The organism is Bacteroides sp. CACC 737, from assembly GCF_013874375.1.
GTDB lineage: Bacteria > Bacteroidota > Bacteroidia > Bacteroidales > Bacteroidaceae > Bacteroides > Bacteroides uniformis.
Genome location: NZ_CP059408.1, coordinates 419,309 through 435,515, shown reverse-complemented (window position 1 = coordinate 435,515; position 16,207 = coordinate 419,309). Strand labels below are relative to the sequence as shown.

General features: G+C 46.9%; 11 protein-coding genes. 6 read left to right on the top strand and 5 right to left on the bottom strand.

What is annotated here, in order from left to right; all coding sequences use genetic code 11:
• Window positions 1-52: 52 nt before the first annotated feature.
• The 3 genes from H1A11_RS01940 to H1A11_RS01930 form a co-directional block, all read right to left on the bottom strand.
• Window positions 53-1,837, bottom strand: a complete 1,785-nt coding sequence (locus H1A11_RS01940; RefSeq protein WP_138344726.1) for a RagB/SusD family nutrient uptake outer membrane protein — start codon at window positions 1,835-1,837, stop codon at window positions 53-55.
• 19 nt (window positions 1,838-1,856) lie between these two features.
• On the bottom strand, window positions 1,857-4,928 hold the full coding sequence (locus H1A11_RS01935) for a TonB-dependent receptor (protein ID WP_181757642.1): 3,072 nt from the start codon (window positions 4,926-4,928) through the stop codon (window positions 1,857-1,859).
• A 258-nt stretch (window positions 4,929-5,186) separates the two neighbouring features.
• Window positions 5,187-6,038, bottom strand: coding sequence for a patatin family protein (locus H1A11_RS01930; RefSeq protein WP_061411208.1), 852 nt, complete (start codon window positions 6,036-6,038; stop codon window positions 5,187-5,189).
• A gap of 95 nt (window positions 6,039-6,133) precedes the next feature.
• Here H1A11_RS01930 and H1A11_RS01925 point away from each other — a divergent pair, with 95 nt between their 5' ends.
• Both H1A11_RS01925 and H1A11_RS01920 read left to right on the top strand, forming a co-directional pair.
• Window positions 6,134-7,333 (top strand): aminopeptidase C, encoded by a 1,200-nt coding sequence (locus H1A11_RS01925; RefSeq protein WP_181758067.1) that lies wholly within the window; start codon window positions 6,134-6,136, stop codon window positions 7,331-7,333.
• A 125-nt stretch (window positions 7,334-7,458) separates the two neighbouring features.
• Window positions 7,459-9,120, top strand: coding sequence for an IS1182 family transposase (locus H1A11_RS01920; RefSeq protein WP_061411457.1), 1,662 nt, complete (start codon window positions 7,459-7,461; stop codon window positions 9,118-9,120).
• Between the two features lie 75 nt (window positions 9,121-9,195).
• On the opposite strand, the gene H1A11_RS01915 is transcribed toward H1A11_RS01920, so the two are convergent.
• Window positions 9,196-10,956, bottom strand: coding sequence for a 1-deoxy-D-xylulose-5-phosphate synthase (locus H1A11_RS01915; RefSeq protein WP_181757641.1), 1,761 nt, complete (start codon window positions 10,954-10,956; stop codon window positions 9,196-9,198).
• Window positions 10,957-11,292: 336 nt separating this feature from the next.
• Between H1A11_RS01915 and H1A11_RS01910 the strand changes: the two genes are divergently transcribed.
• Genes H1A11_RS01910 through H1A11_RS01895 form a run of 4 tightly spaced genes read left to right on the top strand, consistent with a single transcriptional unit; the run spans window position 11,293 to window position 15,763 of the window.
• A complete protein-coding gene (locus H1A11_RS01910; RefSeq protein ID WP_117601570.1) occupies window positions 11,293-12,186 on the top strand; it encodes an electron transfer flavoprotein subunit beta/FixA family protein in 894 nt (297 codons plus the stop codon).
• Between the two features lie 4 nt (window positions 12,187-12,190).
• Window positions 12,191-13,210: an electron transfer flavoprotein subunit alpha/FixB family protein gene (locus H1A11_RS01905; protein ID WP_117601571.1), complete on the top strand. Its 1,020-nt coding sequence runs from the start codon at window positions 12,191-12,193 to the stop codon at window positions 13,208-13,210.
• A gap of 14 nt (window positions 13,211-13,224) precedes the next feature.
• Window positions 13,225-14,046, top strand: coding sequence for an energy transducer TonB (locus tag H1A11_RS01900; protein WP_181757640.1), 822 nt, complete (start codon window positions 13,225-13,227; stop codon window positions 14,044-14,046).
• Between the two features lie 10 nt (window positions 14,047-14,056).
• Window positions 14,057-15,763 (top strand): acyl-CoA dehydrogenase family protein, encoded by a 1,707-nt coding sequence (locus H1A11_RS01895; protein WP_005826256.1) that lies wholly within the window; start codon window positions 14,057-14,059, stop codon window positions 15,761-15,763.
• A 135-nt stretch (window positions 15,764-15,898) separates the two neighbouring features.
• On the opposite strand, the gene H1A11_RS01890 is transcribed toward H1A11_RS01895, so the two are convergent.
• Window positions 15,899-16,192 (bottom strand): chaperone modulator CbpM, encoded by a 294-nt coding sequence (locus H1A11_RS01890; RefSeq protein WP_009036538.1) that lies wholly within the window; start codon window positions 16,190-16,192, stop codon window positions 15,899-15,901.
• Between the last annotated feature and the right edge of the window lie 15 nt (window positions 16,193-16,207).

Sequence of the window (16,207 nt, the reverse complement as noted above, 5' to 3'; positions counted from 1 at the left end):
AGAGGGGGAAACGTTTGTTTCCCCTCCCTTCCGTTTTTATTTCAAAATATAATTAGTTGAACGGAGCATAACCGGGATTCTGTACATACTTGCCTCCAGAAAATCCGTATTGATTGTTCGGAACCGGATAATACTCATCCTTTCCACCCGTAAAGTGCGCATTGGCATAATAAATGCGATTGTCTGACTCCGCAGCGATGTACTTGTTCATGGTTGTTTCCACTATGCCCCAACGGACCAGGTCGAAGAAACGTTCACCTTCCAAAGCCTTCTCCAGACGTGTTTCCCAACGGAGGGCCTGACGGGCATAATCCTGATTCCAGACATCAGCAGGATAAGGATTGACAAGGTAGTTGGCCGCATAGTTGGAATGGTCGTTGAAATCCTTTACATAGGCGCTGTTCCGGGCACGATTGCGTATCTGATTAATCAAATCACGGGCAGTTTCGAGTCCATTGCCTTCATTGAGTTCAATAAGAGCCTCAGCTTTCCAAAGAAGAATATCCGCGTAACGTATAATCTGCCAGTTCAACTGTGAAGCCCCCCAAGGCCAGCCATTAAACATATCACTACTTTCCGGAGAAACCCAGAAGCGCTTCGCGCAATTATAGCCATAAGTTTCCTTATCACGCACCCATCCTTCACATGGTTTGTCCGGGTAAGTTTTCCAAGTTATAGTAGGACGGCCCACAACAAAATCGAGACGCGGGTCTACATTGGGAGTCGTGTTTTGTAAAGTATAAACCCCATTGTTCAATACCGCCCAACTATAATCAGACTTTGACTGATAATTAAAATCGGGCAGACCGTTTGCATCTGTCTGATAAGCATTAATCAGGTCTTGGCTGGGCAGGAAGAAACCGTCACCTCCGTAAGGGCTGCCTCCACCCGGAGAATTCAACAGATTGCTCCAATTGATGCGGCCGGCACTTTCGGTACCGTCATTCATGGAATATTGAATGGCAAAAACAGACTCTTTACCGTTTTCATTAGCTACTAAATCCAATCCCTGGAAATCGTCAAGCAAACCGTAACGGTTGCTGGCAGTCACTTGGTCGCAAAGCGAAACGACTTCCCTCAGCAGCTCTTTATTGATGGAAGTTACGGCATGCGTAGTCTCATCTTGCTGATACGCTTGGTACAGCTTGATTTTAGCCGCATAGGCCAGTGCTATATATTTATGAATACGCCCTACCTCCGACTGTGATGCAGGAAGCAGTTCGGCGGCATCAAGCATCTCCTTGGCCAGCATACTCAGAATCTCGTCACGGGTAAACTCATTGTTCGGAATATCCGGATATTGGGAAATCTCAACGTTCTCATCAAAATAAGGTATCTTGTTGAAAAGGCGGCTCAATTCAAAGTAATAATGGGCACGAAGCACTTTCATCTCCGCAATACGGGATACACGTCCGTTCACCTGCTCATCTGTTGCAGCATTCAGAACGCGCAATGCAGAGTTACAACGCTGTACACTGCAATATAGATGGTACCACTTGCTGTCCAGAAATCCATTGGTTGCATCCATATCAAATGTCTCCATACGGTGCACTTCATTAAGGTCACCAACACCACCACCGCCTTTATAGGCATTATCCGAACGTACCTCACCATAGGTCCAATTGGAAGTAGGATGACACCATACACTCCAGCTCTGTCCTTCGGGACCACCCAAAGCTGCATACGCGGCATTCACCAAAAGGTCGGCACCTTCTGTAGAAGTCATAATATCTTCATTCAAGCTACCCTGGGGCTTCAAATCCAGGAAACGGTCTTCATTACAGCTTGCAGTCATCAGCGCTACTACGCCAAGCATATATAAATGTTTCAATTTCATGATAGTATAGTTTTAAAGTTTAGAAACCAAATGATAATCCCAAAGAGAACGTACGGGGCAACGGATAAGGATAACCCAGACCTTCAGGGTCGGCACCTGTATAACCGGTAATCGTAAACAAATTCTGAGCCTGGAAATAAATGCGCGCATGACGCATCTTCATCTTGTCGAGAACTGCTTTAGGAAGCGTGTAACCCAATGTCAGACTTTTCAGCTTGATATACGAACCATTTTCAATATAGAACTCAGATACTTCGTGCTCATTGTTGCTGTTAAGAGTGGTCAAAGCAGGTACACTGCTATTGTAAACACCCGTCTTTTCAAAGTTCTCGTAAGCATGCATGGCATCGAGCAGGCGGGTAGAGTGATTACCGGTCCAGCATTGGAATAAATCCGTATAATATTTGGAGTTGTTATAGGCATCACGAATCATACCGTTGAAGAACATGCTGAGGTCAAAGCCTTTCCAAGATGCCCCAAGATTCAGACCTGCAATCACTTTCGGATTGTCAGAACCCAACCATACACGGTCGTTCGTATCAATCGTACCGTTACCGTCAGCATCCACGTATTTGATACGTCCTACTCCGGGAGCGCCAAACTGTACATTATATTTGGATTTATACTCATCCACCTCCTGCTGGGTACGGAACACTCCATCTGTCTTGAAGCCCATCCATGAACCGAACGGTTGGCCAACCAAAGTCTTGTCAACCCCATTACCGCCACCATAAGTATAGTAAATTTCTTCCGTCAGCTCTGTCACTTCATTTTTGTAATATGAAAGGTTGAATGCTACATTATACTGGAAATCTTTTACCTTATCATTCCAGGTCAGTGCCATCTCGAAACCTTTATTGTTCATCGTACCACCATTATACCAGCAGTAACCACCCTCGCCAATGACAGCGATATACGGTTTCTCCACAAGCATATCACTTGTCTTCTTATCAAAATAATCGAGAGAAGCACTCAGACGTCCGTTCAGGAAAGCGGCGTCCACACCGATATTGAGCTGTCTTGTACTCTCCCACTTCAAATCGGGATTGGTAGACCTCACTTTGTAACCACCGGGAGCCAAAGTCGTTCCATCACCGTTCATGTTGTAGCTTGCATCCTTCAGACTAATCAAGTATTTTGTATAGGGAGCCTCATTATCAATAATATCGTTACCATTGACACCCCATGAAGCACGTAGTTTCAAATCAGCCAACCAATCCCTGGTCGCTTCCATAAACTTCTCACTTGAAATGCGCCAGCCTGCCGACACTGAAGGGAAGTAATCCACATTATTACCCTTTGCCAAGCGGGAAGAAGCATCACGGCGCACCGTAACAGAGGCCAAATACCGTCCTTCATAATCATAGTTCACTTTACCAAAGTAAGACACCATACCATAATTGGAAGCACCGGCACCTACATTCTTACCGGCAGTCACACCGTCGAGATAAATATAATCTTCATCTTCTACAGCCAGTCCCGTACCATAACCGAACATGGATTCCGAATGGTTCTTCTTGGCTTCTGTACCAAGAAGTGCAGTCAGATTGTTCTTTCCAAAAGCTTTGCTATAAGTCACGGTATTGGTCCATACCCAATCCAGTCTTTTGTTGGATGATTGAGTCAGCTTATTGACCTCATCGCGTGCCCATGCCGGCTCAAAAGTTTTGTTGGTTTCATCATAATAATTCATACCGAAATTGGTTTTCAGCACCAGGTTCTTAATCGGTTCAATTTCAAGGAATGCATTACCGAAGATACGCCAGTAATCATGTTTGTTCTGTTTTTCATTCTCCAACAAACGTGCCATATTGGGAGCATCACCCAAAACATCATTGATGGCATCGTTATAATTGCCATTCTCATCATAAACCGTCTTGGCAGGATGCTGTTTGATGGCATTCTCATCTACACCGGCCGGACTGAGGGTCTGTGTCCAACGATTGATGGCAACGTTCTCGCCGATACGCAAGCGATTGTCAAGATAATGATAGTTAGAACTGATGCGGGTATTGATACGCTGGAAATTCGTATTCTCTACCAGACCGTCATGGTCGAGATAGTTCAACGCTAACGAGAAGGCACCATTGTCAGAGCCCTTTGAAAGTGTCGCACTATAATTCTGCATCAAGGCAGTGCGATAAACCACATCGCGCCAATCCGTATCAACGGCATGTACTTTAGCTCCATTCAGGCCGATATAGTCTTGAAGTTGGGGAGTTGCACCATTACCATATATTTCGCTGCTTGGCGTAGCTCCATTATTGGCATACTTATAAGCCGACCAATAAACCTGGCCCCACTCATCTGCATTCAACATATCAAAACCACATTGATAGGTCTGCAAAGTCAACGACATATCAAAATCCACACGGGTCTCCCCTTTCTTGGCACGCTTGGTAGTAATGATAATCACACCATTGGCAGCCTGTGCACCATAAATAGAAGCGGAAGCGGCATCCTTCAATACCTGAATGGATTCTACATCATTGGAAGAAAGGATAGACGAGATGTTCTCACGGGTCATCACACCGTCAATGACATAAAGCGGGGAATTGGCATCATTTCGGAAAGATGACTTACCACGGACCAATGTAGAAGTATTTCCACCGCCCGGTGTGCCGTCAGTCGTAATGTTCATACCGGCAACACGTCCCTGCAAGCTCGACAACACATTTCCCGTAGGAATATCTGCTACATCCTTCATCTTGACCACAGCTACCGAACCAGTCAAACTGGCCTTCTTCTCGGACATATAGCCGGTCACTACTACTTCATCAATCAACTGGGAATCTTCCGTCAACTCAATGCGTAAAATGGGCTGTGCCTTTACTGTAACGGTTTTATATCCTATATAGGATACAGACAATGTGGCACCGGAAGCTACAGACAGAGTGAAATTTCCGTCAATATCCGTAATTGTTCCATTACTGTTGGAACCTACTTCCATGACAGAAGCACCGATAATGGATTCACCACTCGATTTTTCAACGACAGTACCTTTTACCTGGACTTGCTGGGCAAAGGAAGAGATGCCCGCAAAGAGAAGCACAATTAGTGTGCAAAGCCTGAGACTAATGCTTTTCAACATATCTATCAATTTAAAGTTAATAATAAACCAATTCTGCAATTGAGTTTTGTGTCAGCAAAATTAAGCGAAACCAGAATTTGCACCTATAACAAATGTTACGAAAGGTGGTATTTTTGATACATCCCCTTTCTAAAGGTATTCTACGCGTGTTTTTTGCTAAATAAACTTTAGCTTTAGCAGCAAATTAATAGAAAAGAATGAAAACAATATGGGAGCAGATGCTAATTGTACCAGCTCTCATAGTATACTCTCTCAGAATCAAAAACGAAAAACAAACTGTTCCGCACACCGGTATCCTTCTTCATAAAGCTCCGTCAGCTTCTTGATGTCACGCTCGATGCGGTCTACCACTACCGGCTTCTGTGGACGGATAACAATAATTTCCCCGGCGGCTTCCATCCGTTCCACCTGCTCCAACTGTTGATTATAGACAATGCTGCGGCGATTGATAGCTTCACGCAATAGCGGATATTTCTTATATATAAAAGGTGGAACCTTCGTTCCCTGAATTTCCTTACGGTATCCATGATTGCGCGTCAATACTACCACATTATTGGTAAATCCATCCTGACGGGCACGCATCAAAGGGATACTGTCCACAATACCTCCATCCAGCATCGGGGTGTTGTCCACATAGGTAACGGGACAGACAAACGGCAGACTGCTCGAAGCACGCACAATATCAATGACGCGCTCTTTACTCCGCTTCTCCTCAAAATAGTTCGCTTCGCCCGTCTCGCAATTGGTAGTTACCATCACATAGCGTTCGGGGCAATGAAAGTATGCCTCGTAGTCGTAGGGAAGTATGTGTTCCGGAAACTCCTGGAACAACAAGTCGAAATCCATGATATTCCGCTTCTTCAACAGATACTTCAATCCGATGTAATTGTATTTTTCCAACAAGTCGATATTGCTGTACTTGGCACGCCCGCGCTGACCGGACATATAGGAAAGTCCGTTGCAGGCTCCGGCACTGACGCCGATGGTATAGGGAAAGCGAATGCCACGATCCATAAAGTTGTCGAGCACACCGCAAGTGAAGACGCCGCGCATACCGCCACCCTCCAAAACAAGACCGCTACGGTCATCAATATGTATTATTTTCTCCATAAGTGTCGGAATTAACGCTTCAAAGATAGCTTTTGTTTACGATATTCTACCTATATTTGCAGTTGCAACAATAAATCTATAACATTTTAATTATGATGAAGAAATCAATACTGATGGCTGCATTGGGTTTATTAAGTTTAAACACAATAGCACAAGACACTCTGAAAGAGGAAGGTTTCATCTTTACGACCGTAAAAGAAAATCCGATCACTTCTGTTAAGAACCAGAACCGCGCCGGTACATGCTGGTGCTATTCCGGATTGGCATTCATCGAATCCGAACTGCTCCGCATGGGCAAAGGCGAATACGACTTTTCTGAAATGTTTATCGTACACAACACCTATCTGGACCGTGCCGACAAGGCAGTGCGTACACATGGTGACGTTTCGTTCTCACAAGGCGGTTCGTTCTACGATGTAATTTATGGTATGAAAACTTTCGGTCTGGTGCCCGAAGAGGAAATGCGTCCGGGCGTTATGTATGGCGATACGCTGAGCAACCACACCGAATTGACAGCCGTATCTGATGCCGTAGTGGTAGCCATTGCCAAGGGAAAACACCGCAGCCTGCAAACAGGCCAAGACAAGAACCCGCTCTGGAAGAAAGCCATTACCGCTATCCACGATATTTATCTGGGCGAACGTCCCGAGAAGTTCACCTACAAAGGCAAGGAATATACTCCGAAGTCTTTCTATGAATCTACCGGACTGAATGCAGATGACTATATCTCACTGACTTCCTATACCCACCATCCCTTCTACCAGCCGTTCGTCCTAGAAATACAAGACAACTGGCGTTGGGCTTCTTCCTACAACTTGCCTATCGACGAGTTGATGGAAGTGTTTGACAACGCTATCAATAAGGGTTACACCATTGCATGGGGTAGTGACGTAAGCGAACAAGGCTTCACACGCGACGGTATAGCCGTAATGCCCGATGCAGAAAAGGTGCAAGAACTGAGCGGTTCTGACATGGCACACTGGCTGAAAATGAAACCCGAAGAAAAGAAACTGAACAGCAAGCCTCAACCGCAGAAGTGGTGCACACAAGAAGAGCGCCAGCTGGCATACGACAACTGGGAAACTACTGACGACCACGGTATGCTGATTTACGGTATAGCCAAAGACCAGGAAGGCAACGAATACTATATGGTAAAGAACTCTTGGGGTGAAGCCGGAAAGTACAAAGGTTTGTGGTATGCTTCCAAAGCTTTCGTGCGCTATAAAACAATGAACATCATTGTGCACAAGGATGCACTACCTAAGGATATTGCCAAGAAACTGGGTATTAAATAAATAAAAGAGAGGTTGTGTCAAAATGCTGACACAGCCTTTTTTTATGCGCAAAGCCCAGACTTTCTCAAGCCCGGGCTTTGTTATTACCCAAAGTTTTCGTATCTTTAGGCATAAAGTTTTTCGTTATGGCAAAGTTACATTTTCGTCCTTACATTCCCAACCAAACCGTTCTTTTTCCACAAAGAATTGATGAAAACATAGCTGCGAACGACCCGGTCCGCATCGTGAATGCTGTTATTGACAACCTCAATCTTGAGAGTTTCAAGAAGCTTTATAAGGAAACGGGCCGTTGTCCTTATCATCCTAAAATGATGCTTAAGGTGATAATCTACGCCTACATGAATAATATCTATTCTTGCCGTAAAATAGAGAAGCACCTCCTTCGTGACATTCATTATATTTGGCTTGCCGGTAATGAGCATCCGGATTTTATCACGATCAACCGTTTTCGTAACCGTGTAAAGGAGGAAATAAATAATGTATTTACCCAGTTGATTTTTGTCCTTGCCGATAAAGGTTTCATCAGCCTTGATGTGGAGTATATTGACGGCACCAAGATTGAATCCAAAGCCAACAAATATACTTTTGTCTGGCGCAAGACAGTCGAACGGAACCGTACGAGACTAATGGATAAAATCCGTATTCTCTTGGAGCAGGTGGATGAAACCATTGCACAGGAGAACTCTATAAAAGACACATCCGTGGAGTTTACTTCCTGCAGGCTCTCTGACATAGTGGATGAACTTAAAGAAGCCCTGGAACGCCAGCCTGCAACAAAGGATAAGGAAGAAAAGAAAGCCCTGCGCAAAAAGAAGAAGCAGGTCAGGGAACTTGAAGGGTATCGTGACAAGCTGATAGAATATGACAATCACCTTGATACCCTTGGAGAACGTAACTCCTATTCCAAGACCGATCCTGGTGCCACATTCATGCGCATGAAAGAAGATGCCATGAAGAACGGGCAGACCAAACCCGGATATAATCTGCAAATAGGTACTGAAAACCAATTTATCACAGACTTCCGTCTGTTTCCCAACCCTACCGATACACTGACCCTCATACCTTTTTTCCACTCTTTCCAGTACCGCTATAACCGTTTACCGAATATCTGCGTGGCAGACTCCGGTTACGGTTCGGAAGAAAATTACCGGTTCATGCAGGAGAATGGGATAGAAGCCTTCATCAAGTACAATTACTTCCATAAAGAACAGCGTCCCCGTTATACTCCCAACCCGTTCCATGCCGAAAGTCTCCATTACAATGCCCAAGAGGATTATTACGTTTGTCCTATGGGACAGCACATGAACCGTATAGGAACCAAACGTGACAAGACAGCGAGCGGATACATCACCGAAAGTGCCCGGTATAAAGCAAAAAGATGCGAAGGTTGCCCTTTGCGTGGCAGTTGTTTTAAAGCTCGGGGGAACCGTATTATAGAAGTCAACCACCGATTAAATCAATACAAACGGCAGGCACGGGAAAGGTTGCTCTCAGAAGAAGGTATCAAGCATAGAGGCAGGAGGTGTATAGAACCAGAAGCTGTGTTTGGACAAATGAAATACAACATGGCATACAGAAGATTCCGGCATGTGGGAGAAGACAAGGTTACAATGGACTTTGCTTTCTTTGCTATAGCCTTTAATATCAAAAAAATGTGCGCTAAACTGATAAAAGAAGGAAAGGGGCTCATTACAGTTGCCAAATATTTGTTTATGGGACTATTTATAACCCGATATAATTGGAATATAGCAACTTGCTGCCAAATGCATGAGGAAAAAGTAGCATAGCCAAAAGAAAATATAGCAGAACTTAAAATATAAAAGAGGTTGTGCCAACGTTTTGACACAACCTCTTTTCAATTCTTAACAAATCCTACAGATATCTTCCACAATCTGCGGAACCGTCAACCGGTTCTTCTTCAACAGTTCCTCCACATCGTAACAGTCGATAAACTCTTTCTTCACACCATAGTTCAGTACCTTCATATCCGACGGACCGTAGTAACGGGCAATCTTCTCGCCAAAGCCACCGTCCAGCACTCCGTCCTCAAGAGTAATGACCAGTGTATGGTCGAGCTTCAGGTCATCGAGCAAAGCCTCGTCCACACCCGTGATGTAGCGGGGATTGACAAGCGTGGCATCCACTCCTTTCTCTTCCTTCAACCGGGCAGCCACAGCTTCGCCCAACTGATAGAAAGAGCCCAGTCCCAATATGGCGACCTTCTCTCCACGATGGGACACCTCATAACGGTTCAGCGTCTTGCCGTAATCCTTCTCTGGTTCTACATTCCTGCGGACAACCCCATTGGCCGGCACGCGAATGGCAACCGGATGTTCCGTCTGACGGATGCCCCACTCCAGCATTGCCATATACTCCTCACGGCAAGTAGGTGCCAGATAAACCATATTCGGAATATTGCCGATAACCGGAATATCGAAAAGACAAAGATGGGTAACGTCATTCATACTCGACAAGCTTCCCCAGAAGACAAGAATCAGTGCAGGATTATTGTTGATGCAAAGATCCTGGGACAACTGGTCGTAGGCGCGCTGGATAAAGGTGCTGTAAACCCCGAATACCGGTTTTCCACCTCCGGCAGCAATGGCAGAAGCCATGGCAACAGCCTGCTCTTCGGCAATGCCCATATCAATGAACTGCCGCCCTGCCTCTTTGCGGCGCTCCGGTGTAAAGCCAAATACCGTAGGTGTACCTGCGGTGATACCCACCACAGTCGGGTCTTTCTTCATCTCCTGCAACAGATAACCGGCGGTAAGGTCGGCATAGTCTTCACCCTTCCCAGGCTCACCGGTCAGATTGCCGGTCTCAAGGTCGAACGGAACACTGTAATGGAAACGTTCTTTCTGCTCTTCCGCCAATTTGTATCCCTTACCTTTCAAGGTATTGATATGTACCACAACCGGATGCTTCTTGTCCTTCACTTCACGGAAAGCCTCTATCAATTGCTCCACGTCATTGCCATCCTTCACATAGAGATAATCATATCCCATTGCCTTAAAATAGTTGCAGGGAGCCTGACCCTCCGTTTCGCGCAACTGTTGCAGATTGCGGTATAGCCCGCCATGATTCTCGGCAATGGACATCTGGTTGTCGTTGACAATGACGATGAAGTTCGTGCCCAGTTCGGCACCTACATTCAATCCTTCGAAGGCTTCGCCACCACTTAGCGAGCCATCGCCGATGACGGCAATCACATTACCCGTCTCCCCCTTCAAGTCACGCGCCTTGGCAAGCCCGCTTGCCAGACTGACGGAGGTAGAGGTATGCCCGATGACGAAGAAGTCGTGCTCGCTTTCCGACGGTTCGGAATATCCGGAGACTTCGTCATACTCGTCTGCATTCATAAACGCTGCCCGGCGGCCTGTCAATATCTTATGGGTATAACTTTGATGGGACACGTCATAAACTATCTTGTCCGTTGGTGAATCGAACACGTAATGCAGGGCTATGGTGGCTTCTACCATTCCCAGGTTGGGACCTACGTGTCCTCCGTGGGAGCTCAACTTGTTTAACAACACCTGGCGGATTTCTCCACCCAATCCGTTCATTTCGCTGACTGATAACTTTTTCACGTCAGCAGGGGAATTTACTTTTTCAATATACATATTCTATAATAGCATTTAAGTAGCGATACTTGTTTATCCGATGCCGCCCGTCGTGCAGGCCTCATCCGGACGCTGCAAAAGTACAGAGGAAACGGGAACGGAAAGGTAGATAAATTACCGGTTTTATTACCTTTTTTACAGATATAGAGCCTACTGATATTTGCGCAAAATCCCTCAACTTGTGCATTTTTCACCCCATTTTCTTGTCAAACCCAACTCTTTCCGTAAATTTGCAGGCTGATAATGAGTTAACCGGCCAATTTCAGTAGCAGGATTCTACTACTCCTATTCCCGGCACTGACATACAAAGAAATACTAATACTAATAATTAATAGCATGAGTTTGAAAATTGTTGTATTGGCAAAACAAGTTCCCGACACACGCAACGTTGGGAAAGATGCCATGAAAGCCGACGGAACCATCAACCGCGCGGCACTCCCTGCCATCTTCAACCCCGAGGATCTGAACGCTCTTGAACAGGCTCTCCGACTGAAAGATGAACATCCGGGCTCCACCGTTACCATCCTGACCATGGGACCGGGACGTGCAGCCGAAGTTATTCGTGAAGGACTTTACCGTGGTGCCGACAACGGCTATCTGCTGACTGACCGCGCTTTTGCAGGTGCCGATACACTTGCCACTTCGTATGCCCTTGCCACAGCCATCAAGAAGATAGGCGACTATGACGTCATCATCGGCGGACGCCAGGCCATCGACGGTGATACCGCCCAAGTAGGTCCGCAAGTTGCCGAAAAACTGGGACTGACGCAAGTGACCTACGCAGAAGAGATTCTGAACGTGGACAAAGCTGCCAAGAAGATTACCGTGAAACGTCATATCGACGGTGGTGTGGAAACCGTTGAGGCTCCCCTGCCCATCGTCATCACCGTAAACGGAAGTGCCGCCCCCTGCCGCCCACGCAATGCCAAACTGGTGCAGAAGTACAAACGCGCCCTCGGTGCCCAGGAAAAAGCTGCCATCACCAAGGAAGGCGCTGAGCTTGCCTACGCCGACCTCTACGAGAAATATCCCTATCTGAACATCACGGAATGGAGCGTTGCCGACGTGAACGGCGACCTTGCACAATGCGGTCTGAGCGGCTCTCCTACCAAGGTGAAGACCATTCAGAACATCTCATTCCAAGCCAAAGAAAGCAAAACGCTGACGGGCAGCGACAAGGATGTGGAAGATTTGATTGTTGAACTGTTAGCCAACCATACGATAGGATAAGATTATGAATAATGTATTTGTATATTTAGAGATAGAAGGCACAACAGTTGCCGACGTCAGTCTCGAACTCTTGACCAAAGGTCGTAAATTAGCCAATCAGTTGGGCTGCCAACTGGAGGCAGTTGCTGCCGGAAGCAATCTGGCAGGCATTGAAAAGCAAGTATTACCCTACGGAGTAGACAAACTCCACGTATTCGACGCTCCGGGCTTGTTCCCCTATACTTCCCTTCCCCACTCCTCTGTCCTCATCAACTTGTTCAAAGAAGAAAAGCCGCAAATCTGTCTGATGGGCGCCACCGTTATCGGTCGCGACCTCGGTCCGCGCGTTTCTTCCGCTTTGACCAGCGGACTGACCGCCGACTGTACCTCACTGGAAATCGGCAACCACGAAGACAAGAAGGAAGGTAAGACCTACGAGAACCTACTGTATCAAATCCGTCCCGCATTCGGCGGTAACATCGTTGCCACGATTGTGAATCCCGAACACCGCCCGCAGATGGCAACCGTTCGCGAAGGTGTGATGAAGAAAGAGATACTGGACGCTGACTATAAGGGCGAAGTCATCAACCACGACGTTGCCAAGTACGTGCCCGAGACGGACTATGTGGTAAAAGTCATCGACCGCCACGTAGAAAAGGCAAAACATAACCTGAAAGGCGCTCCCATCGTGATTGCCGGAGGCTACGGCATGGGAAGCAAGGAAGGTTTTGACATGTTGTTCGAGCTTGCCAAAGAACTCCATGCTGAGGTAGGCGCCAGCCGTGCTGCCGTCGATGCCGGTTATGCCGACCATGACCGCCAGATTGGCCAGACCGGTGTCACTGTCCGCCCCAAACTGTATATTGCTTGCGGCATCAGCGGACAAATCCAGCACATTGCCGGTATGCAGGAAAGTGGTATTATCATCTCCATCAACAATGACGAGAACGCTCCCATCAATACGATTGCCGACTACGTCATCAACGGTACGGTGGAAGAGGTTATCCCGAAGATGATAAAATATTATAAATCACACAGTAAATAACAATAAAGGTAATCATGAAAGGGCTGATTCTTATATTTGTTCTTCTTTCAGGTATATCTTCCGCTATCGCTCAAGAGAAACTCTGGTTGGACAAGAATTACCAATGGACGGACGACTCCATCCAAGCAGTCAGGTATGCTCTTGTTTCCAAGATAAACAAAAAGTGCATCAAGGTGGAAGAGTATGCTTTGGAAGGACAAAAGAAGGATGTCTGGCATTTCTCCGAATACAAAAGCAATCCCCGCAAAAGGATAAGGGAAGGCTTGCATACATCATTCTATGCAAACGGCAAGGACAGCCTGACAGAAGTATATAGAGACAATCGCGTGGAGGGGCAAACCATGGTGTATTATCCCGACGGTGCCATACATCTGGCCCGGAGCTACAGTGATGGGAAACTTGACGGAACACTCCTGCAATACTATCCCGATGGAAAACTTCGTAGAAAGGAACACTATTCAGAGAATCAGTGCACCGATGGAAAGATGTTCGACAAGCACGGAACTGAAATGGCACATCAGCCGTATTTCGTATTTCCATCCTTCCCCGGAGGAATAGAGAACCTCATGAAACTGGTGGCCAATGTTACCAAATATCCGGAAGACGCCTGGAAGCAAAAGGCAGAAGGAAGGGTAATCCTGCAGTTTGTTGTAGACGAAGAAGGCAAGATGACCTATCCAAAAATCCTCCAGTCCGTGCGCTATGACATCGATAAAGAAGCCATACGTGCTTTCAAGGCCATTGCCGACGTCTACCGTTGGTCGCCCGGCTATCAGGACGGAGAGGCCAAGCGAGTGAAATTCACAATGCCCCTATACTTCAGAATACCTAAATAACCAAGAAATTATGGCAAATTTTTATACCGAAGTTCCCGAATTGAAGTATCATCTGAACAACTCGATGATGGAACGTATCTGCGAACTGAAAGAACGCGGTTACCAAGACAAAGACAAGTATGACTATGCTCCGCAGGACTATGCGGACGCTATGGACTCTTTTGACAAGGTACTTGAAATCACCGGAGAGATTACCGGAGAGATTATTGCTCCCAATGCCGAAGGCGTGGACGAAGAAGGTCCCCACTGTGCCAACGGCCGCGTGGAATATGCCAGCGGCACTAAGCAGAACCTCGACGCCATGGTAAAAGCTGGCTTGAACGGTATGACCATGCCGCGCCGTTTCGGTGGCTTGAACTTCCCGATTACTCCGTACACCATGTGTGCGGAAATCGTTGCCGCCGCCGATGCCGGTTTCGGTAACATCTGGTCACTGCAAGACTGCATCGAAACGCTCTACGAATTCGGTAACGAAGACCAGCACAGCCGTTTTATACCACGTGTCTGTGCCGGAGAAACCATGTCTATGGACCTGACAGAACCGGATGCCGGTTCCGACTTACAGAGCGTAATGCTGAAAGCGACCTATGACGAGGCCAACAACTGCTGGCGCCTGAACGGTGTGAAGCGTTTCATCACTAACGGTGATGCCAATCTCCACCTCGTACTGGCACGTTCAGAAGAAGGAACGAAAGACGGACGTGGCTTGTCCATGTTCATCTACGACAAGAATGAAGGCGGTGTAGACGTGCGCCGCATCGAGAACAAGCTGGGTATCCACGGCTCTCCCACCTGCGAACTGGTTTACAAGAATGCAAAGGCAGAGCTCTGCGGCGACCGCAAGCTTGGTTTGATTAAATACGTTATGGCTTTGATGAACGGTGCCCGTCTGGGTATTGCCGCACAGTCAGTAGGTCTTTCACAAGCTGCCTACAACGAAGGTCTGGCTTATGCCAAAGACCGCAAGCAGTTCGGCAAGGCCATCATCGAATTCCCTGCTGTATATGACATGCTGGCTATTATGAAAGCTAAGTTGGATGCAGGACGTTCCTTGCTGTACCAGACTTCCCGCTACGTGGACATCTACAAAGCGCTGGACGACATCGCCCGCGAACGTAAACTGACTCCGGAAGAACGCCAGGAACAAAAGAAGTATGCCAAACTTGCCGACGCCTTCACTCCGCTGGCCAAAGGTATGAACTCTGAATATGCCAATCAGAATGCTTACGACAGTATTCAGATTCACGGCGGTTCGGGCTTCATGCTGGAGTATGCTTGCCAACGTATCTATCGTGATGCACGTATTACTTCTATCTACGAAGGTACTACTCAGTTGCAGACCGTAGCTGCTATCCGCTATGTAACAAACGGCTCATACTCTGCCACCTTGCGCGACTACGAGCAAGTGCCGTGCAGCGAAGAAATGCAACCGTTGATGGACCGCATCAAAGAGATGACCAACAAGTTCGAAGCCTGCACCAATGCGGTGAAAGAGGCACAGAATCAGGAATTGCTGGACTTCGTGGCACGTCGCCTCTATGAGATGGCTGCGGTATGTATCATGTCGCATCTCATCATCCAGGATGCGACAAAGGCTCCCGAACTGTTCGGCAAATCGGCTCTGGTGTATGTGAACTATGCAGAAGCCGAAGTGGAAAAACACTTTAACTTCATCCGTAAGTTCAAAGCAGAAGAGCTGGAAAGCTACCGCAAATAAACGCATTGCTTGACAAGACAAATATAGCGGGCACCGGAGTAGCTAAACTCTCCGATGCCCGCTTGTTTTTTCTGAAAAATTTCCTGCTTGCTCCTTCTTAAAGGGACAAAAGCTCTCAAAGAGACGAAAGGAAAATTAATACTCTCCGTGCAGCCTCAGCCTGCCGCGCAGCGAGTGTATCTCCCGCTGCATCTCTTCCATCCTTGCCAGCAGATGATGGATGGCATCAATCCCTTCCATATTGATAGAAAGGTCGTAGTACATACGGCTGTACCGTTCCACATCCGGCAACTCGGAGAAAGGAAGATAACGTTCTCCACCTTCCTGCTCCACATCTATCAGCCCACTTTCGCACAACATATCAATAAAAGTGGGCTCTATATGACACTTGTCACAATATTCGCTGATGACAATCCATTCGTTCTGCATACTCCGTTCTCCTTT

Excerpts from the sequence above, each read along its gene's own strand:
- H1A11_RS01925 (WP_181758067.1), top strand. The coding sequence starts at position 6,134 with ATGAAGAAATCAATACTGATGGCTGCATTGGGTTTATTAAGTTTAAAC.
- H1A11_RS01900 (WP_181757640.1), top strand. The coding sequence starts at position 13,225 with ATGAAAGGGCTGATTCTTATATTTGTTCTTCTTTCAGGTATATCTTCC.
- H1A11_RS01905 (WP_117601571.1), top strand. The coding sequence starts at position 12,191 with ATGAATAATGTATTTGTATATTTAGAGATAGAAGGCACAACAGTTGCC.
- H1A11_RS01910 (WP_117601570.1), top strand. The coding sequence starts at position 11,293 with ATGAGTTTGAAAATTGTTGTATTGGCAAAACAAGTTCCCGACACACGC.
- H1A11_RS01940 (WP_138344726.1), bottom strand. The coding sequence starts at position 1,837 with ATGAAATTGAAACATTTATATATGCTTGGCGTAGTAGCGCTGATGACT.
- H1A11_RS01930 (WP_061411208.1), bottom strand. The coding sequence starts at position 6,038 with ATGGAGAAAATAATACATATTGATGACCGTAGCGGTCTTGTTTTGGAG.
- H1A11_RS01935 (WP_181757642.1), bottom strand. The coding sequence starts at position 4,928 with ATGTTGAAAAGCATTAGTCTCAGGCTTTGCACACTAATTGTGCTTCTC.
- H1A11_RS01895 (WP_005826256.1), top strand. The coding sequence starts at position 14,057 with ATGGCAAATTTTTATACCGAAGTTCCCGAATTGAAGTATCATCTGAAC.
- H1A11_RS01915 (WP_181757641.1), bottom strand. The coding sequence starts at position 10,956 with ATGTATATTGAAAAAGTAAATTCCCCTGCTGACGTGAAAAAGTTATCA.
- H1A11_RS01920 (WP_061411457.1), top strand. The coding sequence starts at position 7,459 with ATGGCAAAGTTACATTTTCGTCCTTACATTCCCAACCAAACCGTTCTT.
- H1A11_RS01890 (WP_009036538.1), bottom strand. The coding sequence starts at position 16,192 with ATGCAGAACGAATGGATTGTCATCAGCGAATATTGTGACAAGTGTCAT.